This window comes from Staphylococcus sp. GDY8P196P (assembly GCF_017891705.1).
In the GTDB taxonomy this organism is placed as follows: Bacteria; Bacillota; Bacilli; order Staphylococcales; family Staphylococcaceae; genus Staphylococcus; species Staphylococcus ureilyticus.
In genome coordinates this window covers 158,763-184,485 of sequence record NZ_JAESJS010000008.1, presented here as the reverse complement: position 1 = coordinate 184,485, position 25,723 = coordinate 158,763, and the positions used below count along the sequence as shown (strand labels likewise).

At 31.6% G+C, this 25,723-nt stretch carries 28 protein-coding genes; 20 read left to right on the top strand and 8 right to left on the bottom strand.

All coding sequences use genetic code 11. From position 1 onward, the window contains the following. The first annotated feature begins 174 nt into the window (after positions 1-174). The 10 genes from KA814_RS03820 (at position 175) to KA814_RS03775 (ending at position 9,315) form a co-directional block, all read left to right on the top strand. Positions 175-588: a YwiB family protein gene (locus KA814_RS03820; protein ID WP_064209581.1), complete on the top strand. Its 414-nt coding sequence runs from the start codon at positions 175-177 to the stop codon at positions 586-588. After that, positions 589-2,256, top strand: coding sequence for an arginine--tRNA ligase (argS, locus tag KA814_RS03815; protein WP_064209580.1), 1,668 nt, complete (start codon positions 589-591; stop codon positions 2,254-2,256). It abuts the gene before it with no gap. A 153-nt stretch (positions 2,257-2,409) separates the two neighbouring features. Next, positions 2,410-3,045, top strand: coding sequence for an endonuclease III domain-containing protein (locus KA814_RS03810; protein WP_046207293.1), 636 nt, complete (start codon positions 2,410-2,412; stop codon positions 3,043-3,045). A 76-nt stretch (positions 3,046-3,121) separates the two neighbouring features. Next, positions 3,122-4,003 carry an ABC transporter substrate-binding protein gene (locus KA814_RS03805; protein WP_064209579.1) on the top strand — a complete coding sequence of 294 codons (882 nt, stop codon included), beginning with the start codon at positions 3,122-3,124 and terminating at the stop codon, positions 4,001-4,003. Between the two features lie 228 nt (positions 4,004-4,231). Next, the gene (locus KA814_RS03800; protein WP_064209578.1) at positions 4,232-5,182 is read left to right on the top strand and encodes a FecCD family ABC transporter permease; all 951 of its coding nucleotides are present in this window, start codon (positions 4,232-4,234) and stop codon (positions 5,180-5,182) included. A 102-nt stretch (positions 5,183-5,284) separates the two neighbouring features. Next, complete coding sequence (locus KA814_RS03795) at positions 5,285-5,983, top strand: HAD family hydrolase (protein ID WP_046207296.1); 699 nt, start codon at positions 5,285-5,287, stop codon at positions 5,981-5,983. 3 nt (positions 5,984-5,986) lie between these two features. Beyond that, on the top strand, positions 5,987-6,784 hold the full coding sequence (locus KA814_RS03790) for an alpha/beta fold hydrolase (protein ID WP_064209577.1): 798 nt from the start codon (positions 5,987-5,989) through the stop codon (positions 6,782-6,784). A gap of 150 nt (positions 6,785-6,934) precedes the next feature. Continuing rightward, the gene (locus KA814_RS03785; protein WP_046207298.1) at positions 6,935-7,441 is read left to right on the top strand and encodes an SA0570 family protein; all 507 of its coding nucleotides are present in this window, start codon (positions 6,935-6,937) and stop codon (positions 7,439-7,441) included. A gap of 139 nt (positions 7,442-7,580) precedes the next feature. Beyond that, the gene (locus KA814_RS03780) at positions 7,581-8,291 is read left to right on the top strand and encodes a hypothetical protein (protein ID WP_046207299.1); all 711 of its coding nucleotides are present in this window, start codon (positions 7,581-7,583) and stop codon (positions 8,289-8,291) included. Positions 8,292-8,511: 220 nt separating this feature from the next. Continuing rightward, the gene (locus tag KA814_RS03775; protein WP_046207300.1) at positions 8,512-9,315 is read left to right on the top strand and encodes an alpha/beta fold hydrolase; all 804 of its coding nucleotides are present in this window, start codon (positions 8,512-8,514) and stop codon (positions 9,313-9,315) included. A 215-nt stretch (positions 9,316-9,530) separates the two neighbouring features. On the opposite strand, the gene sarA is transcribed toward KA814_RS03775, so the two are convergent. The 3 genes from sarA to KA814_RS03760 all read right to left on the bottom strand — a co-directional run bounded on the left by sarA (position 9,531) and on the right by KA814_RS03760 (position 12,324). Next, positions 9,531-9,905, bottom strand: a complete 375-nt coding sequence (gene sarA, locus KA814_RS03770; protein ID WP_019468421.1) for a global transcriptional regulator SarA — start codon at positions 9,903-9,905, stop codon at positions 9,531-9,533. A 362-nt stretch (positions 9,906-10,267) separates the two neighbouring features. Further along, entirely contained in the window at positions 10,268-11,191 is a 924-nt protein-coding gene (locus KA814_RS03765) for an efflux RND transporter periplasmic adaptor subunit (protein WP_064209576.1), read from the bottom strand. A 203-nt stretch (positions 11,192-11,394) separates the two neighbouring features. Beyond that, complete coding sequence (locus KA814_RS03760) at positions 11,395-12,324, bottom strand: DMT family transporter (protein WP_064209575.1); 930 nt, start codon at positions 12,322-12,324, stop codon at positions 11,395-11,397. A gap of 252 nt (positions 12,325-12,576) precedes the next feature. Between KA814_RS03760 and KA814_RS03755 the strand changes: the two genes are divergently transcribed. Continuing rightward, positions 12,577-12,825, top strand: coding sequence for a hypothetical protein (locus KA814_RS03755; RefSeq protein WP_046207303.1), 249 nt, complete (start codon positions 12,577-12,579; stop codon positions 12,823-12,825). A 192-nt stretch (positions 12,826-13,017) separates the two neighbouring features. Here the strand turns inward: KA814_RS03755 and KA814_RS03750 are convergent, their stop codons facing one another. Further along, positions 13,018-13,236 (bottom strand): DUF2922 domain-containing protein, encoded by a 219-nt coding sequence (locus tag KA814_RS03750; RefSeq protein WP_046207304.1) that lies wholly within the window; start codon positions 13,234-13,236, stop codon positions 13,018-13,020. Positions 13,237-13,250: 14 nt separating this feature from the next. Next, the gene (gene sroA / locus KA814_RS03745; protein WP_064209574.1) at positions 13,251-13,457 is read right to left on the bottom strand and encodes a sigS mRNA-stabilizing protein SroA; all 207 of its coding nucleotides are present in this window, start codon (positions 13,455-13,457) and stop codon (positions 13,251-13,253) included. A gap of 146 nt (positions 13,458-13,603) precedes the next feature. Between sroA and KA814_RS03740 the strand changes: the two genes are divergently transcribed. From KA814_RS03740 to KA814_RS03700, 9 genes are all read left to right on the top strand, one after another. Then, entirely contained in the window at positions 13,604-14,155 is a 552-nt protein-coding gene (locus KA814_RS03740; RefSeq protein ID WP_064209573.1) for a tyrosine-type recombinase/integrase, read from the top strand. A 23-nt stretch (positions 14,156-14,178) separates the two neighbouring features. Next, positions 14,179-16,575, top strand: coding sequence for a DUF4040 family protein (locus KA814_RS03735; RefSeq protein WP_064209572.1), 2,397 nt, complete (start codon positions 14,179-14,181; stop codon positions 16,573-16,575). After that, on the top strand, positions 16,562-16,987 hold the full coding sequence (gene mnhB2, locus KA814_RS03730; protein WP_019468412.1) for a Na+/H+ antiporter Mnh2 subunit B: 426 nt from the start codon (positions 16,562-16,564) through the stop codon (positions 16,985-16,987). The genes KA814_RS03735 and mnhB2 overlap by 14 nt, the downstream gene beginning before the upstream one ends. Beyond that, a complete protein-coding gene (gene mnhC2 / locus KA814_RS03725) occupies positions 16,984-17,331 on the top strand; it encodes a Na+/H+ antiporter Mnh2 subunit C (protein ID WP_019468411.1) in 348 nt (115 codons plus the stop codon). Before mnhB2 ends, mnhC2 begins: the two co-directional genes overlap by 4 nt. Then, positions 17,321-18,823, top strand: a complete 1,503-nt coding sequence (gene mnhD2 / locus KA814_RS03720; protein ID WP_046207308.1) for a Na+/H+ antiporter Mnh2 subunit D — start codon at positions 17,321-17,323, stop codon at positions 18,821-18,823. Before mnhC2 ends, mnhD2 begins: the two co-directional genes overlap by 11 nt. Next, complete coding sequence (gene mnhE2 / locus KA814_RS03715; RefSeq protein WP_040029960.1) at positions 18,823-19,305, top strand: Na+/H+ antiporter Mnh2 subunit E; 483 nt, start codon at positions 18,823-18,825, stop codon at positions 19,303-19,305. Before mnhD2 ends, mnhE2 begins: the two co-directional genes overlap by 1 nt. Beyond that, entirely contained in the window at positions 19,302-19,604 is a 303-nt protein-coding gene (gene mnhF2 / locus KA814_RS03710) for a Na+/H+ antiporter Mnh2 subunit F (RefSeq protein WP_046207309.1), read from the top strand. The genes mnhE2 and mnhF2 overlap by 4 nt, the downstream gene beginning before the upstream one ends. Next, positions 19,579-20,028, top strand: coding sequence for a Na+/H+ antiporter subunit G (locus KA814_RS03705; RefSeq protein WP_064209571.1), 450 nt, complete (start codon positions 19,579-19,581; stop codon positions 20,026-20,028). The genes mnhF2 and KA814_RS03705 overlap by 26 nt, the downstream gene beginning before the upstream one ends. 404 nt (positions 20,029-20,432) lie before the next feature. Continuing rightward, entirely contained in the window at positions 20,433-22,484 is a 2,052-nt protein-coding gene (locus KA814_RS03700) for a cation:proton antiporter (RefSeq protein WP_046207311.1), read from the top strand. A gap of 692 nt (positions 22,485-23,176) precedes the next feature. On the opposite strand, the gene mntC is transcribed toward KA814_RS03700, so the two are convergent. The 3 genes from mntC to KA814_RS03685 are packed head-to-tail and all read right to left on the bottom strand — an operon-like array spanning position 23,177 to position 25,695. Beyond that, positions 23,177-24,109: a manganese ABC transporter substrate-binding lipoprotein MntC gene (gene mntC, locus KA814_RS03695; RefSeq protein WP_064209570.1), complete on the bottom strand. Its 933-nt coding sequence runs from the start codon at positions 24,107-24,109 to the stop codon at positions 23,177-23,179. After that, the gene (locus KA814_RS03690) at positions 24,109-24,939 is read right to left on the bottom strand and encodes a metal ABC transporter permease (RefSeq protein ID WP_064209569.1); all 831 of its coding nucleotides are present in this window, start codon (positions 24,937-24,939) and stop codon (positions 24,109-24,111) included. Before KA814_RS03690 ends, mntC begins: the two co-directional genes overlap by 1 nt. Before the next feature lie 21 nt (positions 24,940-24,960). Then, positions 24,961-25,695, bottom strand: coding sequence for a metal ABC transporter ATP-binding protein (locus KA814_RS03685; protein WP_064209568.1), 735 nt, complete (start codon positions 25,693-25,695; stop codon positions 24,961-24,963). Positions 25,696-25,723: the final 28 nt, after the last annotated feature.

The window sequence follows — 25,723 nt, the reverse complement described above, 5'->3', positions numbered from 1 at the left end:
TTGATTTTGTTTTTTCTACTTTTTTTATGTGTGATTTTTGAATATTGTGAAGGTGTTGTAAACGAACTTTGAAAATGGAGATTATTGAATTTAAATTAATTTAGCAACTGTTTTGCATATTTCAAGTATGCTATAATGGTTTGTATTATTTTAAAGATTAGGGTGAAACTTACATTGGAGAACAATGTTGCAATCCAAACGAAACAAGTGGTTAAACAATTCGATAATAAGGAAAAATTCTCATTGTCTACTACAGGATCTTGGCAAAAACGTAAAGCCGATTTTATTCGTTATCAAGAAGAGATAGACGGAGCAATCGTTAATGTGACAGTTAAAATTGAAACTTCAGGAGTAAAGATTATCCGCAATGGTGATATTAAGTTAAACCTTCATTTTGTAGAAGGTGAGGAAACGATTACTTTGTATGAAATTAGTGGCGGTCGCATACCATTGACCGTTTATACACATTCTATTTTACATTTTGTAAATGATAATGGTGGAAAATTGAAAGTGCATTATGATTTAATTCAAGATGAAGAGAAGATGGGATCTTATCAATATGAAATTACTTACAAGGAGATGCCGTAAATGAACATAATCGAACAAGTCAAACAAAAGTTGGTTGAAGAAATTAAGAAAAGTATTCAACAAGCACAACTTGCCGACGTGAATGAAATACCTGAAATTAAAATCGAAATACCAAAAGATAATAAAAATGGTGACTATTCAACAAATATAGCAATGGTCTTAACAAAAATAGCGAAACGTAATCCACGCGAAATCGCAACAGCAATTGTTGAAAATTTGGATACAACGGCTGCACAAGTTGAAAAAGTTGATATCGCAGGACCTGGTTTTATCAATTTTTATTTAGATAGTGCTTATTTGACTGCGATTATTACTGAAGCAATCAATAATGGTGATCAATTTGGTCATAAAAAAGTTAAAAATGGTGAAAATATTTTATTAGAATATGTATCGGCTAATCCTACAGGTGATTTACATATAGGTCATGCCCGTAATGCTGCAGTTGGCGATACGTTGGCCAATATATTAGAAGCGGCTGGTTATAATATCACAAGAGAATATTATATTAATGATGCTGGTAATCAAATTACCAATTTAGCTCGTTCAATAGAAGCACGTTATTTTGAAGCGCTTGGTGATGATTCTTTTGAAATGCCAGAAGGTGGCTATCATGGAAAAGATATCATCAATATTGGTAAAGATTTGGCAGAGAAACAACCGGAAATAAAGGATTTAGACGAAGAAGCACGTATTAAAACATTCAGACAACTTGGCGTCGATTACGAAATGCAAAAACTAAGAAAAGACTTAGCTGATTTTAATACACATTATGATAATTGGTTTAGCGAAACAACGCTTTATGAATCTGGTGAAATCAAACAAGTACTTAATAAAATGACTGAACTTGGTTACACTTACGAAGAAGATGGTGCAACATGGTTACGTACAACCGATTTCTCGGATGACAAAGATCGTGTATTGATTAAAAAAGATGGTAATTATACTTACTTTTTACCAGATATTGCATACCATTTTGATAAAATTGAACGTGGTAACGATATATTAATAAATTTATTTGGTGCAGATCACCATGGCTATATACAGCGTTTGAAAGCATCAATGGAAACATTTGGTGTTGATAGCGAGCGTCTTGAAATTCAAATTATGCAAATGGTCCGCTTAATGCAGGACGGTCAAGAAGTGAAAATGAGTAAACGTACTGGAAATGCAATTACTTTACGTGAAATTATGGATGAAGTAGGCGTGGATGCCGCGAGATATTTCTTAACGATGCGCAGTCCTGATACGCATTTTGATTTTGATATGGAATTAGCAAAGCAAGAATCACAAGATAATCCGGTATATTATGCACAATATGCACATGCACGTATTTGTTCAATTTTAAAACAAGCTAAAGAAAAAGGTATTGAACCTTCAACTGACGCAGACTATTCGTTTATCACAAACGATAAAGCGACTGAGCTTATGAAAAAAATTGCTGAATTTGAACCAACGATTGAAAGTGCCGCAACGCACAGAGCACCACATAGAATTACAAACTATATTCAAGATTTGGCAGCACATTTCCATAAGTTTTACAATGATGAAAAAGTTTTAACAGATGATTTAGAAAAAACAAAAGCGTTGATTGCATTAATTGATGCAGTGAGAATTACATTACATAATGCATTAAACCTTGTTGGCGTAACAGCGCCAGAGTCAATGTAATTATTATGTAATTAAAGTAGTCCTTTATTTAAGAGCAAGTTTAGGTTTGTTAATCATAGTTTGATGCATTTCCGTCAGTACTATCACCAAACCTTACTTGCTCTTTTTTGATATTGGTTACTTCATCGTGATCACTGGGAGGGTAATGCTAACATGTTAGATATTCAGTCGCTATATAAATTATTATCTTCACATATGGGGTCACAACATTGGTGGCCTGCTGAGTCTAAAATCGAAGTGATATTAGGAGCGATTTTAGTACAAAATACCAATTGGAGAAATGCTGCTTATGCGCTTGAACAATTAAAGGTGAAGACTGAATTTGATCCAGAGCAGATGCTAAATTTGAATTTGGAATCTTTGCAAATGCTTATAAAATCAAGCGGATTTTATAAAAATAAAGCTAAAACGATTTTGAATATACTTGCCTGGTTGAAACGTTTTGATTTTGATTATCAAGCTGTAAGATCATATTATCAACTTCAATTGCGTAATGCTTTATTAGAAATCAAAGGTATTGGTAGTGAAACGGCAGATGTGTGTTTAGTTTATATTTTTGAAGAAGTTGTCTTTATTCCAGATAGTTATACTAGAAGAATTTTTAAAAAACTAGGCTATACCAACACAGAAAGTTATGAGAAATTGAAGCGACATATTGAACTTCCTGAAACATTTACTAATGCAGATGCTAATGAATTTCATGCGTTGTTAGATAATTTTGGGAAAAATTACTTTAATGGAAAAAATGAAAACAAGTATACATTTTTAGATCCTTATTTTGAAAATTAAATTTCATAAAATAGACTTAACGATTGAGATGAGAGTTTGGTAATATAGAATAAAATAACTATTAGGAGATTAAGGTATGAAGAAATGGAATAAATTATTATGTTTGTTACTTGTTTTTGTAGTAGTCTTAACTGCTTGTGGTACGAAGTCAGACCAAAAGCATGATGAAGGGCAATCTGAGGGTCACACTTATAAACGTATTATTTCTCTAATGCCTAGTAATACGGAAATTTTATATGAACTCGGTTTGGGTGACGATGTGATAGGCGTATCAACTGTAGATGATTATCCTAAAGAAGTAAAAGATAAGAAACAATTTGATGCGATGAAACTTAATAAAGAATCATTGATGAAAGCCAAGCCAGATTTAATATTGGCACATGAATCTCAAAAAGCGACGAATGATAAAGTACTTAAAGGATTAAAAGATAGTGGTGTGAAAGTCGTTTATGTGAAAGATGCACAATCTATTGATGAAATGTATGAATCATTTATGCAAATTGGTAAGGTAACGCATAAAGAAAAAGCAGCCAAAAAACTCGTTAAAGAAACAAAACAAAATATCGAAAACGTAAAAAAATCAGTGCCTAATGATGTAAAAGGGCAAAAAGTTTTCATGGAAATTTCATCTGAACCAGAAATATACACTGCAGGTAAAGAAACATTTTTTGATGATATGCTGACACAATTAAAAGCAGAAAACAGTTTTTCTAATTTAAAAGGTTGGCAGAAGGTGAGTAAAGAAGATATTATTAAGCAAAATCCAGATTTGATGATATCAACAATGGGTATTTCATCATCTGAATATCAAAAAATGATTAACAAACGTGGTGGTTTTAATCAAATTAATGCGGTACAGCACAATAAAGTTAAAGCTGTTAATGGTGATGAAATATCAAGACCAGGTCCACGTATAGATGATGGATTGAAAAAATTGAAAGAAGCTATTTATGAATAGTAATTTACTAAAACACAAAGATAGATTAGCCTAGGAACTAAATAGCTTTCGCTAACAAATAAACGTCAATTGCTATAGAAATGATATAGAATTGACGTTTTCTTTCTGAATTTCTTATCATGTGATATTTACTTTTAGCATAAAAATATATACCATTTTAATAACGAACAATAAATATTTTTATCATTCAATATGACTGAACGATTTTATTGAAAGCGTGGCAAAGACATGAAATATAATAAAGCACTTATTATTTGTATCTTCCTACTCATTATCAGTATGCTACTAAGCATGCTTTGGAATATCGGTAATATTAATGAAGCATTGTCACAATCTATATTATTTCAAGTTAGAGTGCCTAGAACACTTCAAGCATTATTAGCAGGTATTGGTTTAACATTAGCAGGTCATATGTTTCAAACGCTATTAAATAACCCATTAGCCGACAGCTTTACATTAGGTTTAGCAAGTGGGGCAACTTTTGGTTCTGGTATAGCTGTAGTATTAGGGTTATCGTTTTTATGGTTACCAGTTTTTTCTGTAATTTTTAGTGTTATAACATTAATTACAGTGATCTCACTTACTACTGCTATGTCTAAAGGCTATCCGATAAGGACACTCATCTTATCCGGTATTATGATAGGTGCATTGTTTAATGCATTTCTTTATGTATTGATTATTTTTAATCAACAGAAGATGAATAATATTGTGAATTATATGTTTGGCGGTTTCTCATCTGCAGAGTATAACGAGGTAATATATATAGGTATTACGTTATTCATCGGTATTATTGTATTATGTAGTTTAATACCAAAAATTAAGATATTACAGCTAGGCCATTTGAAAGGAACATCTTTAGGTTTAAATGTACAATCATTAACATATTGCGTGTTATTAATTGCTTCATTGATTACTGCAGTAATTGTCGCATATGTAGGCATCATTGGTTTTATAGGCATGATTATTCCACAGCTTGTACGACGTCAGGGTCAGCAGTTCAATCTTGGACAACAAATGGTACTAAATATGTTTATAGGTGGTATAGTGATGGTAATGTCGGATTGGTTAGGAAGTATATTGTTAAGCCCATTTGAAATTCCTGCTAGTATTATTTTAGCATTATTAGGCATACCAGTACTATTTTACATCATGATCACTCAACCACGGAGCATAGAATAAACTTAAGGATTACTATCGTCTCGAGATGGTTTATACGATATAATGATATTTATTAATTAAGGTTAAGTAAAAGGTAAACCTAAGATTGAAGAGGTTATGATTATGGATTTAACTCAGGTAAAAGCGATTGTATTTGATTTAGAAGGGACATTATTAGACAGAAAGAAATCTCGAGAAAAATTTATAGAAGAGCAGTTTGAAAGGTTTCATGACTATTTTGTACGCATACAATTGGAAGACTTCAAACGTAAATTTATAGCACTAGATGATGATGAAGATCACGATAAACCTGAATTATATAAGGCGCTCATTAAAGATTTTCATGTAGATCGACTAACTTGGAAAGATTTGTTTAGTGATTTTGAAATGCATTTTTACAGATATGTATTTCCATATTATGATACACAGTATACTTTAGAAAAATTAACAGAGAATGGTTATTTGACTGGTGTGATTGCAAATGGTAAGTCAAAAATCAAACAATTTCGTCTGCACGCTTTAGGTATCGAAGATAGTATCAATTATTTATCTACATCTGAAACTGTAGGTTACCGCAAGCCCCATCCTAAAATTTTTGAAGATATGTTGTCGCAATTAGGTACCAAACCTGAAGAAACAATATATGTTGGTGATGATCCACTCAATGATGTAGCACCTGCAAGGGCCATGGGTATGATTAGTGTTTGGTTTAATGAAGATAATGAAAATGATCTAACACCTTTACCAGAAGAAGTAGATTTTACGATTAAAACTACGGAAGAATTACTTTCCATTTTATCAATTAATAAGAAAGGGAGATAAATGATGAACCTATTTACAACAAGTGATGGTGTTGCTTTAAATTACAAGACGAGTGGTGAAGGTAAAGCAATAGTCATGATTCATACTGCTTTTGATAACTTTTCAGTATTTAATGATTTAGAAACTAAATTTAATAAAGCATATCAGGTAGTGCTCATTGATCTAAGAGGGCATGGCTATTCTGACAAACCGAATGACATCAATTTTAGAACATATGCGAAAGATATTAAGGAATTATTAGATTATTTATATATTAATGAATGCTCTATCATAGCTCACGAATTAGGTGGTTCTATTGCCGCATTATTTGCTACACAATACCCAGAATTAGTGTCATCATTAACGATGGTGAATCCTACACTATTGAATGACATCACGCCTGAAGAGCGATTATATAGAAAGTATTCAGATAAAATTAGAAATTGGGATGATGAGACACAACAAAAATTCCTTGATAAACAATTATATTATTCCAAAAGAAAAGCTAAAAAATTCTTAAAGCAAATTGAAAATACGAACAACATGTCTACGAAAGCAGAAATAGAAGCGGTAAAACAATCATTTATTGACAATAATGTCATGCATTATTTAAAAGCTTTAGATTTACCTACATTAATTATTGTTGGACAGCATGGAGAAAGAACTACAGTATTCGAAGCAAAAGAAGTTGCGGATTATATCGGAAATACCCAATTTGAAATTTTTGAAGAATCAGGATTATATCCATTCGTAGAAGAAAAAGATAAATTTATCAATGAAGTAAGAAAGTTTATAGAACAACATCTTCAATTAGCATCTTAAATTATTCAGCTTTGATAGATGCCTAGAAAAGATTACAGCAATACACTGTTTTGTAATCTTTTTGTAACATTACTGTTATTTTAGTAATATTTATAGTACAATGTGAATAAGCACAATGAAGGTAAGTTAAATATAAAGGAGAGAGTGCTTATGAAAAAATTATGTGCAGCAGTTTTAGTTACAGGTTTGGCATTTTCTGGTATTTCGGCAGGAAATGTTGAAGCAGCATCAGGGAACTCTATCCAAAGTGTTAATGAATTGCAACATGGAGATCGATCATTAGAAGGTGCGAAATTAGGAAGTTCTATTCAATCAGTATTAAAAAATAATAAAAAACCAATTTATTCATATAAACCTGATGGCACAGAACATTATTATGAATTTAAAAAAGATAATGGTGTGCTAGTGGTAACTGCAGATGGTAAGAAAAATAATGGTAAAATCACACGTGTATCAATGAGTTACAACGATACAAATGGACCATCATATAAAGAAGTGAAAAATGCTGTAAGCAACCAAGCAGTTGCACGTGAACATTATAATAAAGTAACAGGCAACTTTGGATATGTTCAAGATAATCAAGTATCTTATCAATTTAGTTCGCCATCACCTAATGATAAAAATATTAAACTTTATCGCATTGATATTAGTAAATAATCTTCACTTGTAATTATTAAAATGAATCAAAACCGACAAGTTTAAAGCTATATACTTGTCGGTTATTTTATTGTTACAATAAGCGAAAGTCTAATTTTATTAATGAATAAAGCACTTATTTAACAAAAAGGAGCCTATCATGAGAGTTAATGACAAAGTATTAATAGAAAATATCAATGATTATTTCACTCATAAAGGTCTTTCTCCCAATCTTATCGATGATATTAAAGGAAAATTAAAAAAAGAGTTAAAGAAATCAGAAGCACAAGATTTGGATTATATCGAATACAGAAAGAAATCACCAGCTGAAATAATTTTAACGATTCAACGCAATTTATTTACTTTACAATTAAACCCAATTGTATTTTTTATTATCAATTTTATTTTATTATCCTATCTATATGATAAACAGTATGTACCGTTCCAAGCAGCGACTGGATTATCAATTTTTTATTGTTTAATTATTTTACCGATTTCAATCTTCATTTATTTGAGAATTGATTGGAAAAATTATCTCTATAGTAATAAATTTGAAAGAGTGATAGGGCTGAGTGTTGCAGCAGCAGCGCTTATCTTAGTATTTGCACACGCTTTTGGGTTTAATTTAGGCATTGTCGCTGTATCATTATATGCACATCAATTTATCTTTTTTGTAGGTATCATATTTAGTATTTCTGGCATCTATTTTAAAAGATTAGAGTTTACTGGTATTGGGTTGTTGTTTTGTCAAAAAACAATAGATGCGATGATTAGTAATCCTGTGATTACACAAATTGCGTCTATTGTCATTTGGGTATTGTTATTAATTGTTATCATTTATTACACAATTAGAATATCTTCCAGAAATTAAAGTTACTTTATGGGTTTCTGATATTATTGTGTAATCAGTTGTATATACTCAACTTGCATTTAATGTGTCAAAAACATTAATTGTGAGTTGAGTATTTTTTAGTTTTAAAAGGCGAGATTATAAGGTCAGAGTGAAGCTAAAGATTGCCGTTAAATATTTGAAATTGAGCATATGCGTTATAAAACGAGGGTATATAAATCATATAAGGAGGTGGCCCACAATGGAAAAAGTACAGATTAGTTGTAACACTGAATTGGCATACATCCGTGAGGGTCTAGGCTTTCCTGTAATTTTAATTCATGGTTTAGATGGTAATCTAGCTTCCCTATGTACTTTGAAAGATGAATTAAAAGAAAATTATGATGTTATTACTTATGATGTTAGAGGACATGGTAAATCATCAAAATCGAATGCATATCATTTAAAAGACCACGTAGAAGATTTGAAATTATTAATGAAACAGCTAAATATTGAAAAAGCCCATTTAGTAGGTCATGATATGGGTGGACTGATTGCTAAACATTTTGTCGATAAATATGAATCCAAGGTTGAATCATTAACGTTAATTGCATGTAATCTTATTGATAGTGTATTAGAGTTAAATAAATTAATGATTGAACATGAAGATGAAATAGAAGGCTTTGATAAATCTGAATCTTTAATCTTATTATTACCTTATATGTATAAAGATCAAGAAAAAGCTAAAAAATGGTTTCAGTCCCAGTTAATATATAATAGACAGTCAGCTGAAGAAAGTGCAGTAGCAACAAGAGCATTAATGGAATTCCCTGTATTCAATCAAAATATTGTACTTGAACAAACCAATATTCCCACATTAATTGTAAATGGAATTTATGATCCATTGATCACTCAAGAAATGAAACGCAAATACGATCAAGTGTTTCACAATTTAGAAATGGTTGAATTTAACCAGTCAGGACATGCACCTCATATAGAAGAACCCATTCACTTTCTAGAGGTATTTTTAGCGTTTGTAAAAACAAATGAATATTCAGAACGCTGATATTGATGAAGCAATGCGATGTTTATTTTTTGATTTCAAACGATAAATATTTAGCGTTAAAAAGTCTAATACATTCAATAACATAAAAGTGCACAAATCAGGTAGGGTGAAACATTAAAAATTTTTCAAAACATATATAAAACCACTTCACTGAATTCGTTCAGTGAAGTGGTTTTTGGTGTTGATAGGTATGATATGTGGGAAGCTAAAGTTAGTTATACTTCTTTTTCGTCATTTGCTTCTTGAATACGCTTATTAACACGTGATAATAATTCATTGATTTTTTTGCGTTGTTTAGAATCAACTAATATTAAAACTGTTCTTTCATCATGTTCATTACGTTTCTTATCAAAATAATCTTCTTGAGATAAATTTTTAACTGCTTTAACAACTTGAGGTTGTTTATAATTTAAGTGGTTAATAATATCTTTTAGATAATATTCTTCACTTTCGTGTTCACTAATATATGTTAATACAGCGAATTCTTCGAAACTTACTGAAAACTCTTTTTTGATAATACTTTTTAATTTATCAGCGTACGTTACCATTGCTAATAGTTCAAAACAATCGTTAATTTTGGTGATAGCCATTCTTAATTCCTCCCTAATTTATATGCCCAATCTAATATACATATTAAAAATGTTTTTGTATAATAATTTGTCTTAATTCAAAGTTGAATACAAAGTTTTTGTCATAATTTACAGCTCTAATATATTTGGGTAAAATATATTAAAACTAGCATTATTTAGTTTATTATAACTAAATTAAAATAGCAAGTAAACAAAAAACTGATTAAACGGTACGGTAATGTTTAAATTTATTAATTCAATTATTTAAATACCAATCATTTAATTATAATAATTGCTATACATTTACAATTTACCACTATTTGATAAAAACTGTAAAAAACAAATTATATTTTAAAGATTTAATGTGTTTATACTGTGTACATCTAATTTTTGGGCCGCACAGTATCAACATTTTTAGCTATGATATCTCCAGGTTTTAAACCTTCAATAATAAGCATAGTTTTTTTATTACCCGATTTTTCTGATTTAATAACTCTTTTAATAAATTTTTTATTACTTAGTAAATAAACAAATTGTCCATTACCTATTGCAGTACTTGGTATTTCTATCTGTGTAGTTGGTTTTTCGATTTTTACATGTTTACCAAAAAAGTAATCAGAATTTGGTGAAATTTCAAGCAAATATTTAGATGGTTTAGATAAATTTGTTTGATTGATTGGAAGTTTAGCAATATGTGTAATCGTACCAAAACTATTATTTGTAAGATCATTCGTTATCTTCACTTTGTCTTTGATATGTAAGACATTTTTTTCTGTCTCAGAAATTTCTGCTCTTATGACAGGCTTAGGATCATAGATTTGAATAAAGGAAAGATTTTGTGAAAACATACGCGATGGATTTATAATAATAGTGCCAGAAATCGGTGAAAAAATTGTAGTGCGCAATTTAGATTGTAAGTGGGAAATTTCAGTTTTTAAGTTAATAAGTTCTGTTGAAGTAGGTTTACTCGTCTTAGTGAGTTGAGCTAATAGTTTTTGTTTTTGTGTAATGAGTTGTTCAATGTGAGGGTTATAATACTCAAAAAGTGGTTGGTTTTGTGCTACTTTTGATTCGGTTTTTACGAACCAGTCGTGGATAGCGCCTTGAGAAGGATTATAATTGATTGATACTAACTGATAAGGTTCTTGTCTTCCGATAAGAAGTGGTGATTTTTTATAAGTCACTTTTATTGTTTCAATTTGTTTTTCAAAGTTATTACTTTGTGATTTTAAATAAAACCACAGGGACAGGGCGATTGTGCTAAAAAGGGTTAATAATGTGGCTAATATGATAAAGATACGTTTCAAAGATTGGTCACCTCTAGATGTATTATTGTACTGATTATACTGCGTTTATAATGATTGCGCCACAGAAAAAAGAGGCTACAACAAATTAATTGTTTTAGCCTCTCATTATTAAGTTCACCGAACCATTGCTATTATTGCAGGTGGCACGACATAATCATTTTAAACTAAATTAACTACTATCCTTCATCTTAAGCTGTTATGACTTAAAATAATCTTAAAAGTACTATGCCAATCATCATGGCGATGATTCCAACGACTTTTCGTTTCGTAATTTTATTCACATATGTGCCTAATAATCCAAAGTGATCAATAATTATGCCCATTAACATTTGACCTAACATCACAATAATTGTTGTTAAGGCAGCACCGAGATGTGGCATCAATATAATATTAGTAGTGACAAAAATCACGCCAAGAACACCACCAATGAAATAAATTGGTTTTAATTTACCTTTGTGCTGATTGTACGCCGTCATTTTAAGCGTTCTATTAAAGAGCAAAGTTAAAATGAATAATGTTATGGTACCAATCGCAAATGAAATTAAAGATGCTAAAATCGATGAATGTAACTGTTGACCTAATGCGCTGTTAATTGCGGTCTGTATTGGTGGACAAAAACCAAATATGAAACCGATAATTAACCAAATGTATACTTGCGTATTCATGTTTTTATCTTTCGGGTTGCTACGCACATAATTCATAAGTATAATTCCGAGCATTAAAAAGAGAATGCCAAGTACTTTAAAAATAGTAAAAGGTTCAACATCTGCGCCAAACCAACCAAAAGTATCAATTGTAACGCCCATAATAATTTGACCAGCAACTGTCATTACGACGGTTAAAGAGGCCCCTAATCTTGGCAACAATAATAAATTTCCTGTAAGAAAAATAACGCCTAATATACCGCCGACAAACCATATGTAACTCAATGACTGATTCGTATAAAAGTCAGTAGTAAAGACATGTGGATTGGTAACTAAATTGATTAAGATTAAAAAGATGGTTCCAGTAGCAAACGAAATTGTAGATGCATAGAATGAAGATTTCGTATAAAGACTTAATCTTGAATTAATCGAAGTTTGAAAAGGAACAACCATCCCAGCTACAATTCCCACTAAATATAAAAAAATCATTAAATCACGCTTTCTCCTAAGATAATTATATTATATAGGAAAGGTGTGGATTTTCCTATGCTCATTTCTATTTATCGAAGAGAAGAAAAGTATAAAATAATGTACACAATTAATGAAATATAATAAAATGCTTATGTTGATGTTATAATAAAAAGAAAATTATTAAATTGAAATTAAACATCAAGACCTATAAAAATTAGTAAGATGAATTTTTGATGGTTTAAAAATATATAGAAGTGGTGACAATTTACATTGAAACAACTTTCGATCATACGCTTATTAGATGAAGAGACTTTTTTTATAGGTGCGGGAAGTAATGAAGGTATTCAAAAAGAACAATTTATTGAAGTATTAAATCCTAGAAAATCATATAAGAATCTTGCTCAAGTGACAGAAGTTTTTGGTCAGTACGCAATGTGTAAAAAATTAGGGAAAAGTAAAATTTTTTTCGGTGATACTGTTAGGCTAAGACCGCTTAGAAACAAAAGTAATCATCGATAATATAGTATATGTGGCAAACAGCGAATACAATTTGATTCGTTGTTTTGTCACTTTTTTTTATTTAAAACAAACGAGCAGCCTCATGTATAGGTACATAGGGCTGCTGCTATTGCTTGTGTAATTTGCTTACATCAACTTTTTGTGACTATTCTACTTCACTAGAAAATTGTATATGTTTCAAAAATAATTGATTTAGTTTTCAAAAATTAATTTTGTAGATTTATCTATGATTTGTGCAGCTCGTACTGTTGTAGGGATTCCCGACTTAGGGCGTAAGATATCTAAAGCAATTAATTTATTCATTCCATCTTTAACCGTACTTTCATTGATGAAATGCTCTATTTTGGGTAATTGTAATTTAATGTCTTTGTTAACAGCATCATTGAATATAAGTTCTAACGTTTGACTCATAGTGTTTAACCTCCTTAATTAACTGTTTCAGTTTTGATGATTTCTACTGTTTCAAATTTTTCGCCAGTGATTTGTTCGATGATAGATTTAAAACTTTTAATTTGATCCGTTGTTGCTTGCGTATTCAGATTTGCGAAGTGACGTTTAAACTGTGTGGCTTTTCCATCTTTGTCATATGTTAGACGCGACAAAGTGACGGCTAAGTGACTGATTTGATTCATTTGTCTAACCTCCTTTCACTATATATATCGTTGTTTAATTTTAAATAGGTTAAAAAAATTTGAAAAAATTAGACAAAATACTTTCATGTGACAAAAACATGATATATCATTAAATATGCAACATTAATTAATTCAGAGGTGAATTTATGAATCAAGTAGATCCTATTAGGAATACTAATGAGATAAAAGCGATGTATGAGGTTTTAAAAGCCAAATCCATGCGTGATTATCTATTGTTTAAGTTTGCGATACATACTGGTGTGAAACTTTCCTCATTATTAAATTTAAATGTAAGTGATGTAAAAATAGAGGACGATGATATCAAACACTATTGGGTAGAGATGCATGCACCTAAAATTCAAATTAGGTTACCAGAAACTTTGAGAAATGAATTAATGACATATATATCACAACAACAATTGAAGAATGATGAGTTATTATTTCAGTCTAATAGGACATTGAAAGGTCTATCGCGACAGCAAGCTTATCGCATTATTCATCTTGCTGCAGAAGATTTAGGGATGTTACATATTGGTTTGACGACGTTGCGTAAAACATTTGCATATCATGCTTATCAATCGGGTATTTCAATATCGATTATTCAAAAGTACTTAGGACATCAAACAACTTTTGAAACGATGAAGTTTATAGGTATTTCTACAAAAGCTAGCAAAACAACGATTGCTTTAAATTTGTAAATTATAGTTAAAGGGGGTATAGGATGAGTTTAGTTTATTTAATGAGTGCTATTGTTTTAATTATGATGGTACTTTTGCTCACAATGACGAAACGAAGTTTTCATAAATTTGCTGGGCCAATCGCTTTAATAGCTCCGATCATTTCTTCTGTTTACTTTCTATGGCAATTGCCACAAGTAATGAAAGGGCAATTTGTAGCAATTAAAATCCCTTGGCTTACATTATTGGATATTAATATAGATTTTAGATTAGATGGATTAAGTTTATTTTTTAGTTTGTTAATATCACTCATTGGTCTAGCAGTATTTTATTATGCTACACAATACTTATCAAAAGAACATGATCATTTACCACGTTTTTATATATATATCTTGTTATTTATGTTCAGCATGCTGGGTATTGTTACAGCAAATAATACAATTTTGATGTATGTATTTTGGGAATTGACGAGTGTATCATCTTTCTTACTCATTGCCTATTGGTACGGGAAAGGTGCAAGTCAATTTGGCGCTATCCAATCATTTATGATTACAGTTTTTGGTGGTCTTGCACTATTAACAGGTTTTATCATGATTTATATTGTTACGGGTACAAATTCTATTACATCGATAATCGCACAAAGTGATAAAATAGCGGATAGTCAGTTGTTTATACCGATTATTATCTTGTTGCTTTTAGGTGCATTTACGAAATCAGCACAATTCCCGTTCCATATTTGGTTGCCAAAAGCTATGGAAGCACCGACACCCGTGAGTGCTTATCTACACTCTGCCACAATGGTAAAAGCAGGTATATTTTTACTATTTAGATTCACACCTGTTTTAGGGCTAAGTGACTTTTATATTTATTGTGTTACTTTTGTTGGTTTGATAACGATGATTTTTGGGGCAGTTAATGCTACACGACAATATGATTTAAAAGGTATTTTAGCTTATTCTACAATCAGTCAACTAGGTATGATTGTTTCTATGGTCGGTCTCGGTGGTGGCTTTGCACAACATATGACAGGTGAACTGTCTAAAGTATATAGCCTTATTCTCTTCGCTGGACTTTTCCATTTAATGAATCACGCATTATTCAAAGGTGCCTTGTTTATGGGCGTCGGCATCATTGATCATGAAACTGGTACAAGGGATATACGTCGATTATCTGGATTAAGAAAAGTACTGCCAATTACGCATGTAGTTATGTTACTTTCAGCTTTATCTATGGCTGGTATTCCATTTCTTAATGGCTTTTTAAGTAAAGAAATGTTTTTTGATGGTTTAGTAAGTTCATATCAATTACCACAATTTAATATCATTTTAACAATTATTATTGCAGTAATAGGCGTGGTTGCTAGTATTTTCACGCTCATTTATGCAGTTTACATGATTAAGGAAGTTTTTTGGGGAGACATTAAACATAATGATTCACCAGTACAAAATCCTCATGAACCATTTCTATTTACGCTACCTTCTGCAATTATGATGATTTTGTTGCCGATAGTGTTTTTTGTGCCAAATTTATTTGGACATCATATTATTTTACCGGCATTACGAAGTATCACAATTGGAGAAAAAGTAGATGCTGTTGCACCGCATATTTCACAATGGCACGGATTTAATTTACCGCTATTGTTAAGTTTTATTGTTATTGTTGTAGGTTTTATAGCGGCGCTTAAAATTGATTGGAAAAAACAATCTGAAAAAATTAGAGTCAAATCTATAACAGATGTTTATTTAGACTCATATAAGCAATTTGAAAATTATTCAGGGTACAGTATTCGTACATTGATGAATAACCGTTTGAATCATTATATTATATTAACGTTAGCTGTTTTTATTATAGTTGTTGTTTATGGCATCATCCAAGCTGGTTTTCCTGACGTTAAACAGATACATGTCAGTGAATTCGGGCCGTTAGAAATCATCACGTTAATTGTTGTTTTTATTTTAGGTATTGCTTTAACGTTTATTCGTCAACGTTTAACGATGGTAATATTAAACGGTATTATTGGTTATTGTGTAACGATATTCTTCATTTTAATGAAAGCACCAGACTTAGCATTGACACAATTAGTGGTAGAAACAATAACTACAATATTGTTTATTGTTAGTTTTTCCCGCTTACCAAACGTACCACGCTCAAAAGTTCATAAGAAACGAGAAGCTGTTAAAATTATCGTTTCATTGATGATGGCAGTTACTGTAGTCACGCTTGTCTTCATTGCACAACAGGGTGAAACGATGCCAACGATTTCAACTTTTTATCATGATGCATATAAACTGGCAGGCGGTAAAAATATTGTAAATGCGATTCTTGGTGATTTTCGTGCTATGGATACTTTATTTGAAGGTATGGTATTAATCATCGCTGGATTGGGTATCTATACATTACTTAACTTTAAAGAACGGAGGGGTCAAGATGAAAGAGAATGATGTAGTCTTACGAACAATTACTAAAATTGTTGTATTTATATTGTTAACGTTCGGGTTCTACTTATTTTTAGCAGGACATAATAATCCTGGTGGTGGATTTATCGGTGGACTTGTATTCAGTTCTGCATTTTTACTTATGTTCTTGGCCTTCGACGTTAAACAAGTATTAGTCGCCTTACCACTTGATTTTAGGATATTAATGATTATCGGTTCATTAGTATCATTTGCTACTGCTGTGATACCAATGTTTTTTGGTAAACCGTTCCTTTACCAAACCGATGCATATGTCCAATTGCCGATATTAGGTGAAGTACATTTAACGACTGTGACACTTTTTGAAGCGGGTATTGTATTAGCGGTCGTAGGCGTTGTTGTAACAGTGATGCTATCCATAAGTGGTGGTCGCTCATGAATTTGATATTGTTAATGGTGATTGGCTTTTTAATATTTATAGGAACGTATATGATATTATCAGTCAATTTAATCCGTATCGTTATAGGTATTTCAATTTATACACACGCAGGAAATTTAATTATCATGAGCATGGGACGCTATGGTAAGAATATGGTAGAACCGCTTATTGGTGAAGGGAGTAAAAACTTCGTAGATCCGTTATTGCAAGCTATTGTATTGACTGCTATTGTGATAGGTTTTGCTATGACTGCATTTTTACTTGTACTCGTATATAGAACGTATCGAGTAACTAAAGAAGATGAAATTGATGTGTTAAGAGGTGATGACGATAATGATGAGTAATTTGTTAATTCTGCCATTACTTCTTCCAGCAATTTGTGCACTTGTACTCGTATTTATCCGTACACATAGCAGATTATCAAGAATTTTTTCAATCGGCACAATGTCTATTACGACAATCATATCTTTATTGTTGTTGATTTATGTTATGCAACATAAGCCAATTGCTTTAGATTTTGGTGGTTGGAAAGCGCCTTATGGTATTCAATTTGTTGGTGACTCATTGAGTTTACTCATGGTCACGACATCTAGTTTTGTCGTTACGTTAATTATGGCGTATGGTTTTGGTAGCAGAGAAAAAAGAGCAATTCGCTATTACTTACCGAGTTTTATTCTGTTTTTAACAGTAGGCGTTATTGGTTCATTTTTAACTGCAGATTTATTTAATATATATGTTATGTTTGAAGTAATGTTGCTCGCGTCGTTTGTGTTAATTACGTTAGGACAATCAGTAGAACAGTTACGTGCAGCGATTATTTACGTTGTACTTAATATTTTAGGTTCTTGGTTATTATTATTAGGTATCGGCTTACTATATAAACTTACTGGCACCTTAAACTTTGCTTTAGTAGCGCAAAGATTAACTGAGATGCAGGGTGAAAGTTCAGTAGTAATTATTTCAATGGTATTTTTAATTGCATTTGGTGCAAAAGCTGCGCTTGTATTATTCATGTGGCTTCCAAAAGCATATGCTGTTTTAAATACTGAATTAGCAGCATTATTTGCGGCATTAATGACAAAAGTCGGTGCTTATGCCTTGATTCGTTTTTTCACATTGTTATTTGATGATTATAGTGGTATTACACATCCACTATTGGTTGTCTTGTCCTGTATCACGATGTTGATTGGCGCATTTGGTGTCTTAGCTTATCGAGATATTAAAAAAATTGCGGCATATCAAGTGATTCTTTCTATAGGTTTTATTATTTTAGGTCTAGGTTCAAATACAATTTCAGGTGTCAATGGTGCTATTTTTTATCTTACAAATGACATTGTTGTGAAAACTTTACTATTCTTTATTATTGGTAGCTTAGTATATATTACTGGTTATCGACAATATAAAAATTTATATGGTTTAGCTAAAAGAGAACCATTCTTCGGTGTGGCATTTGTGGTAATGATTTTGGCCATTGGCGGTGTTCCTCCATTTAGCGGTTTCCCAGGAAAAGTGTTTATTTTTAAAGGTGCTGTTGAAAATGGTAATTATATAGGCTTAACTTTGATGATTTTAACTAGCCTGATTGGTATGTTTAGCTTGTTTAGAATTTTCTTCACAATGTATTTAGGTAATGCTGATAAAGGTGAACATATAGACTTCAAACCAATTCCTAAATATCGTAAAGGTTTGATTGGTATCCTTGTAGCCGCAATTATTGGTATGGGGCTGGCAGCTCCACTGATTTTCAAAGTAACTGACAATGCTACCCATTTAAACATGGATGATGGATTATATGAAAAAATGGTCAATCCTCATTTAGTGAAGGAGGAGAAATAATGAGACAAGTCTTACTTAATATGGTCATTGCATTTTTATGGGTGTTATTTCAAGATGAAGAATCATTTAAAGCTTCTACCTTCTTCTCAGGTTATCTTATTGGTTTAGTCGTTATTTATATCCTACATCGTTTTTTTGGCCAACAATTTTATTTGAAAAAGGTTTGGGTAGCATTTAAATTTTTAACGGTATACTTATATCAGTTAATTACATCAAGTATGACAACAATCAACTACATTTTATTTAAAACGAAAGACTTAAATCCTGGTTTAGTTAGGTATGAAACGACTTTAGAAACTGATTGGGAAGTTTCATTTTTGACTATTCTAATTATCATAACACCGGGTTCAACGGTTATTAGAATTTCAAAAGAGAGAAAAAAGATTTTTATACATGCAATTGATATCTCTGAAAAAGAAAAACAGAAACTGCTTAAAAGTATAAGACAATATGAAGGACTCATATTGGAGGTGGCAGAATGATCGAATCACTGATAAATTTCTTTATTACAAGTTCAATTATTTTATTTGGGATAGCACTTATCTTAACGTTGTTTCGGTTAGTAAAAGGACCGACGACAGCTGATAGGGTGGTTGCATTTGATACTGCTAGTGCTATATTAATGTCAACTGTCGGTGTGTTAAGTGTTGTCTTTGGTACATTTTCTTTCTTAGATTCTATCTTATTGATTGCGATCATTTCGTTTGTAAGCACCGTTTCTATTTCAAGATTTATAGAAGGGGGGCATGTCTTTAATGCAAATAACAAGCGAAATCGTTAATTTAATTGCAGCTTTTATGATGTTTTCGGGTAGTATTATCGCTTTAATTAGTGCGATCGGTCTGATTAAGTTCCAAGATGTCTTTTTAAGAAGTCATGCCTCTACGAAAAGTTCAACATTATCAGTATTGTTAACACTTGTAGGTGTTGTCATTTATTTTATTTCTTCGCAAGGTTATTTAAGTGTTCGGATGATTTTGGCATTGGTATTTATCAATTTAACATCTCCAGTAGGTGGACACTTGATATCAAGAGCGGCATACCGAACGGGCGCTTATATGTACAGGAAAAGTGATGCACCTAAACAAACAAGTATCTTATTAAGCGCTTCAGAAAATGATACATTTGAACAATTGAAAAAGCGTGCTCAAATACGGGAAGAGCGTAGACGTAAAATGAATGAAAAAGATCAGGATATGTATTAAATTAAATAAATCAGTTATTTAAGCATCTATTTATTTGCTTGAAAATAACTTATTTGGAAATTATGTATTTGACTAAGCGGGTTGGAAATCAAAGTTAAGTTTGATTTCCAACCCGCTATTTCTATATATGATGTTATTTGATTGGCATCGTGGTGTTTGTAGAATAACAAAATTTTATCATTGTTGAAGTGCAATACATTTTAGCGGCTGCTAAAAAAATGATAAAATTATATATATTTGTAATTGTGTTAATGTTAAAAAGTACATATCTGACAAATATCATTGTTCATACAAACAAAGATATGAAAGAGTTTGAGACACAATATGTTCATAAATAAAACGATTGTATTTTTGTTTCAACCTCAGCAATTATGAAAGTTTAAATGTTGAAAAGAGGTGAAACCATGCAAATATTTGAAACAATACTTATATTTTTAGCTGTAGTAATCGCAAGTTCTTTAGTTCATATTTTATTACCTAAAATCCCTTTAGCTTTTATACAAATTATACTCGGTATGTTACTGTATATTACCCCAGTTCCCGTCGAATTCCATTTTGATTCAGAATTATTTATGGTTGCTCTGATAGCACCGCTATTATTTGTTGAAGGTGTAAAAGTTTCTCGTGTACATTTAAGACGTTATATCAAACCTGTTTTAATGATGGCATTAGGTCTTGTAGTAACCACAGTAATCGTAGTTGGTTTATTTGTGCATTGGATTTGGCCCGAGTTACCGTTAGCTGCTGCGTTTGCGCTAGCCGCAATCTTATGTCCAACTGATGCCGTTGCTGTTCAAGCAATTACGAATGGTAAAGTACTCCCTAAAGGCTCTATGACAATTTTAGAGGGTGAGTCATTATTAAATGATGCTGCTGGTATCATATCTTTTAAAATTGCTGTAGCTGCATTGATTACGGGTGGCTTTTCAATGGTGAATGCTGTTGAACAGTTTTTAATATCTTCTATTGGTGGATTTATTGTAGGTTTAATTATTGGCGTGGCACTTGTTAGGTTTAGAGTATCACTTTCTAGAAGAGGTATAGAAAATATAAATATGTTTACGTTTATACAACTTGTGACGCCTTTTATTACATATCTCGTTGCTGAAATGTTTCATGCGTCAGGCATTATTGCAGCTGTAGTAGCAGGCTTGGTTCATGGGTTTGAACGTGACCGTATTGCACAGGCACGTACTAGATTACAAATGAGTTATAACCATACTTGGAATATATTGGGTTATGCATTAAACGGTTTTGTTTTTTCCATTTTAGGATTTTTAGTTCCAGAACTTGTTGGCAGAATTATAGAAAATGAACCCCATAATTTTATTTTTCTAATTGTAGTCACAGTTTTAATTGCTTTAGCAATTTATTTATTTAGATTTTTATGGGTGTTTGTTTTATATCCTTATTTTTATTTACCAATTAGCCCATTCCAAAAAATACTAACGAATTATGAAGATAATACGAAAGTCACAGAGAAACCACCAAAACGTGGTATGTATGCTTTTATTATGACATTGTGTGGCGTACACGGGACAATATCTTTAGCGATTGCTTTGACATTACCTTATATGTTGGCTGATCATCATTCTTTCGTATTTAGAGACGACTTATTATTTATCGCATCCGGTATGGTCATTATGAGTTTAATTATTGCACAGGTTTTATTACCTATTGTGACACCTAATGCGGTTCAACCAAAGCAACACGGTATGAACTTTAAACAAGCACGGGTGTATATTTTAGAAAAAGTTATAGAACACTTAAATAAATTATCCTCTGAAGAATCAAGTTATTTATATGGAAATGTTATCAAAGAATACCATGACAAATTAGCATTTCTTAAAACTGTTGAGAACGAAGATGAAAATACTAAAGAGTTAGAACGATTACAAAAAATTGCTTTTGATGTTGAAAATAATACGTTGAATAGTTTGGTATCTAATGGCGATATAACAACAAATATCCTAGATAACTATATGCGCTATGCGGAACGTACTCAGGTTTATAAACAATCATCTCTCATTCAACGTATTAAAGTTGAAGTGAAAACGTTTGTCTTAAAAAGTAGAATTAAAACAAAAGTGAGAACAAATGCAGCTTCCTCATTATCAGTGATTGAAAACTTGAGAGAAATTTCTAATGTTATGAGAACAGTGCATTATCGTGTAGTCAGTCGTTTAGGTAAGGAAACAACTGAAGCAAATAAATTAGAAGTTGGTATGATTTGTGATAGTTATTTAATGAGAATAGAAAACTTAACGCCTTCTAATTTCTTTAATCCAAAAAGTGAAACTTCAATTACTAAAATTAAATTGGGTGCACTTAGAGAACAGCGTCGTGTTTTGAATGAACTTTCTGAAGATGAAGAAATTAGTGAAGTTACTGCGCTAAAATTACGTGAAGCGATTAATTATGATGAAATGATTATCGTAGATAGTTTAACAGATTAAAGCGCATAAATTAGCAAGTTTAATTCATGCTTAAATAAAAGAAGTCATGAGTTACCTCTTCTTTTCAAGTTTTAAGGGAATGAGCGACGATATCTAATTTTATTAAACAGATGTCGTCGTTTAACCCGACAACGATGGTATTAAGGATTACCTGAGCTGTTGCTCATGCATAAGCCCCACTAACCCAACAAGTTGGGAAGTGGTTTTAAGGATTACCTGAGCTGTTGCTCATGCATAAGTCCCACTAACCCAACAAGTTGGGAAGTGGGACTTTAAATTTTTAGTTCATCATCTACTGTCAATATGAAATGAGGTTGGTACGCATTGATTATGTACCAGCTTCTTTTTTATATTACGTTTTGTTCATGCATAAGTCTTACTAATTCAGCAAAGCTGAAAGTATAAAGAGGAACGCCTGAGCTACTGCTCATGCATAAGTCTTACTAATTCAGCTATAGCTGAAAGTATAAAGAGGAACGCCTGAGCTGCTACTCATGCATAAGTCTTACTAATTCAGCAAAGCTGAAAGTAAGACTAAAAAAATCTCCATCAATGGGGGGAGGAGCCAACCATTGATGGAGTTAAGGGAGATAGATGATTTAAGGCTTGAATACCACCATACCGTACGTCATTAGGAGGGAAACGTACGGTATGGGGCTATTCACCTACAATGTAGGTTAAATAGCCTTATTTTATTCCATACTACCGTGAACAGTATTGATATTTTCTTGCATCATATTAAAATATGAATCTCCTTTAGTGCCTTTTTTACCTATAGAATCTGTATATACTTCTCCATAAATATCTAAGTTTGTTTCTTCACTTAGACTTTGCATACTTTTCTTATCTACACTCGTTTCTACAAGTAAATGTTTAAGGTTATTGTCTTGAACAAATTTTACAGCTTGCTTCATTTGTTCAGGGGTACCTTGTTTTTCGGTATTGATTTCCCAAATATAACCAGGTTTAATATCAAACTGTTTTGAGAAATATTTAAAAGCACCTTCACTTGTGATCATTGCACGTTGTTCTTTAGGTATATCGTTGAATTTATCATGACTTTCTTTTTTCAAATCTTCTAACTTAGCGATATAATCTTTGGTATTACTTTGAATATCATCTTTATACTTGTCATTTTTCTTAATCAAGGCTTTGCTTATTTCTTCTACATATTTAATACCATTATCTAAACTTAACCAAGCGTGTGGATCTTGTTTTGATTCATCGCCTTCTTTAGCACCGTTTAAGTATAAAGGTTTAACATTTTTTGAAACTTTAACAACAGAACCATCTTCATATGACTTATTAGCTTGTGATAATGCGTTTTTAAACCAACCATTACCTGTTTCTAAGTTTAGCCCGTTATAAAACACAACGTCAGCATCTGTTAATGCTTTAATATCTTTTGGTTTTACTTCATATTCATGTGGATCTTGACCGATTGGGACGATACTATGAATATCTACGTTATCGCCTCCAACATTTTTGACCATGTCATAAAGGATTGAGTTTGTTGTTACAACTTTTATTTTTTCATGTGATTGAGAATTAGAATCGTTGTTTCCTTTACCACATGCACTTAAAAATAATAAAAGAATCATTGTAATTGTTAATAGTTTTTTCATTAAATTGCTCCTTTTTTTGTGAAAAATTGCATTTTATTACAAGTGAAAATAATGATATAAATGATAAACGCACATAAGACGATAGTTGCACCACTTGGAATATTATAAATATAACTAAAATACATACCGACAATTGAACTTATAACACTAATAAGACTAGAAATAATCATCATCGTATGTAATTTTTTAGCGATTAAAAATGCAGCTGAAGCAGGCGTAATCAATAAAGCGACAACTAATATAATACCTACTGTTTGTATGCTTGCTACCGTAACGAGTGAGAGCAATAGCATAACGAAATAGTGTAAAAATGTAGTGTTTAAACCACTCATTCTACTAAAAATTGGGTCGAATGTGGATATCATTAATGGTCTGTAGAAAGTTATAATTAAAATCATAACGATTAAACCAACTACGACTGTTGACCAAAAAGTAGCGTGTGTCACTGCTAATAGGTTACCGAAAAGAATATGATATAAGTCGGTGGTACTATTAATGAGACTAATTAAAATGACCCCGGTAGCTAAAAATGCTGTAAAACTAATACCTATCGCAGCATCAGGTTTGGTCTTACTACTTTTGGTAATGAATCCGATAAAGATACTAGCAATCATACCTGTCACTAACGCTCCAACAAACATAGGAACGCCGAATAAAAATGATAATGCTACCCCAGGTAAAACTGCGTGACTCATTGCGTCTCCCATAAGGGACAGGCCTCTTAATACAATGAGGCAACCTACTGTACCACAAACGATTCCTACAACAATTGAAATAATCAATGCATTGCTTAAAAATTTGTATTCAAATAGGTGTTGAAAAAATTCCATATCGTGTTACTTCCTTTCTATTTATGCCGATTCTGACTTTTGTTGCTCTTCCTGTGTGGGGTTTAAGAAAGTTTCGTTTAAATGGTCAGGTTGCATCGCAACATGACTTTCTCCAAAGAAACGAATTGTTTTGTTTAAAAGAATAACACGATTAAAATACTTTTCTGCTTTAGATAAATCATGGTGTACAATTAAAATTAATTTCCCAGCTTCTTTAAGCTCATTTAATTGAGTCATTATGATTTGTTCACTATGGAAATCGATACCTACAAATGGTTCATCTAAAAGATAGAGTGTACTTTCTGTCATGAGTGCTCTAGCTATTAAAACTCTTTGTAATTGACCTCCACTGAGTGCAGAAATTTGTCGATTTCTTAAATCTTGTAATTCTAATGTTGATAGTAGTTGATTAAGTCTAGCTCTTGTTTTAGGGGTAACAAACCTAAACCAACCAATATCTTTATAGGCACCTGAGAGTACAACATCTTCTACCTTAATTGGAAAGTCTAAGTCAATATGTGCTTTTTGTGGGATGTATGTAACATTTTTAAGTGTTTGTTGTATAGCAATGTTATGTAAATTAGCGATACCTGTTGACTTAAATTCACCAATAATTGATTTGAGTAAGGAAGATTTTCCTGCTCCATTGGGTCCCATAATACCTATAATTTCACCTTTTACGGGAATTTCTAAATTAATGTTTTCCAAGACATGTTTATTCCCTAAAGTGAGATTTAAGTTATTAATTTCTAACATTTTTCTACCTCCTTAAATTAAATTTTAG

Coding starts and splice junctions, on each gene's coding strand:
- argS (WP_064209580.1), top strand. CDS start 589: ATGAACATAATCGAACAAGTCAAACAAAAGTTGGTTGAAGAAATTAAG.
- KA814_RS03810 (WP_046207293.1), top strand. CDS start 2,410: ATGTTAGATATTCAGTCGCTATATAAATTATTATCTTCACATATGGGG.
- KA814_RS03805 (WP_064209579.1), top strand. CDS start 3,122: ATGAAGAAATGGAATAAATTATTATGTTTGTTACTTGTTTTTGTAGTA.
- KA814_RS03800 (WP_064209578.1), top strand. CDS start 4,232: ATGAAATATAATAAAGCACTTATTATTTGTATCTTCCTACTCATTATC.
- KA814_RS03795 (WP_046207296.1), top strand. CDS start 5,285: ATGGATTTAACTCAGGTAAAAGCGATTGTATTTGATTTAGAAGGGACA.
- KA814_RS03790 (WP_064209577.1), top strand. CDS start 5,987: ATGAACCTATTTACAACAAGTGATGGTGTTGCTTTAAATTACAAGACG.
- KA814_RS03785 (WP_046207298.1), top strand. CDS start 6,935: ATGAAAAAATTATGTGCAGCAGTTTTAGTTACAGGTTTGGCATTTTCT.
- KA814_RS03780 (WP_046207299.1), top strand. CDS start 7,581: ATGAGAGTTAATGACAAAGTATTAATAGAAAATATCAATGATTATTTC.
- KA814_RS03775 (WP_046207300.1), top strand. CDS start 8,512: ATGGAAAAAGTACAGATTAGTTGTAACACTGAATTGGCATACATCCGT.
- sarA (WP_019468421.1), bottom strand. CDS start 9,905: ATGGCTATCACCAAAATTAACGATTGTTTTGAACTATTAGCAATGGTA.
- KA814_RS03760 (WP_064209575.1), bottom strand. CDS start 12,324: ATGATTTTTTTATATTTAGTGGGAATTGTAGCTGGGATGGTTGTTCCT.
- KA814_RS03750 (WP_046207304.1), bottom strand. CDS start 13,236: ATGAGTCAAACGTTAGAACTTATATTCAATGATGCTGTTAACAAAGAC.
- sroA (WP_064209574.1), bottom strand. CDS start 13,457: ATGAATCAAATCAGTCACTTAGCCGTCACTTTGTCGCGTCTAACATAT.
- KA814_RS03740 (WP_064209573.1), top strand. CDS start 13,604: ATGAATCAAGTAGATCCTATTAGGAATACTAATGAGATAAAAGCGATG.
- KA814_RS03735 (WP_064209572.1), top strand. CDS start 14,179: ATGAGTTTAGTTTATTTAATGAGTGCTATTGTTTTAATTATGATGGTA.
- mnhB2 (WP_019468412.1), top strand. CDS start 16,562: ATGAAAGAGAATGATGTAGTCTTACGAACAATTACTAAAATTGTTGTA.
- mnhC2 (WP_019468411.1), top strand. CDS start 16,984: ATGAATTTGATATTGTTAATGGTGATTGGCTTTTTAATATTTATAGGA.
- mnhD2 (WP_046207308.1), top strand. CDS start 17,321: ATGATGAGTAATTTGTTAATTCTGCCATTACTTCTTCCAGCAATTTGT.
- mnhE2 (WP_040029960.1), top strand. CDS start 18,823: ATGAGACAAGTCTTACTTAATATGGTCATTGCATTTTTATGGGTGTTA.
- mnhF2 (WP_046207309.1), top strand. CDS start 19,302: ATGATCGAATCACTGATAAATTTCTTTATTACAAGTTCAATTATTTTA.
- KA814_RS03705 (WP_064209571.1), top strand. CDS start 19,579: ATGCAAATAACAAGCGAAATCGTTAATTTAATTGCAGCTTTTATGATG.
- KA814_RS03700 (WP_046207311.1), top strand. CDS start 20,433: ATGCAAATATTTGAAACAATACTTATATTTTTAGCTGTAGTAATCGCA.
- mntC (WP_064209570.1), bottom strand. CDS start 24,109: ATGAAAAAACTATTAACAATTACAATGATTCTTTTATTATTTTTAAGT.
- KA814_RS03690 (WP_064209569.1), bottom strand. CDS start 24,939: ATGGAATTTTTTCAACACCTATTTGAATACAAATTTTTAAGCAATGCA.
- KA814_RS03685 (WP_064209568.1), bottom strand. CDS start 25,695: ATGTTAGAAATTAATAACTTAAATCTCACTTTAGGGAATAAACATGTC.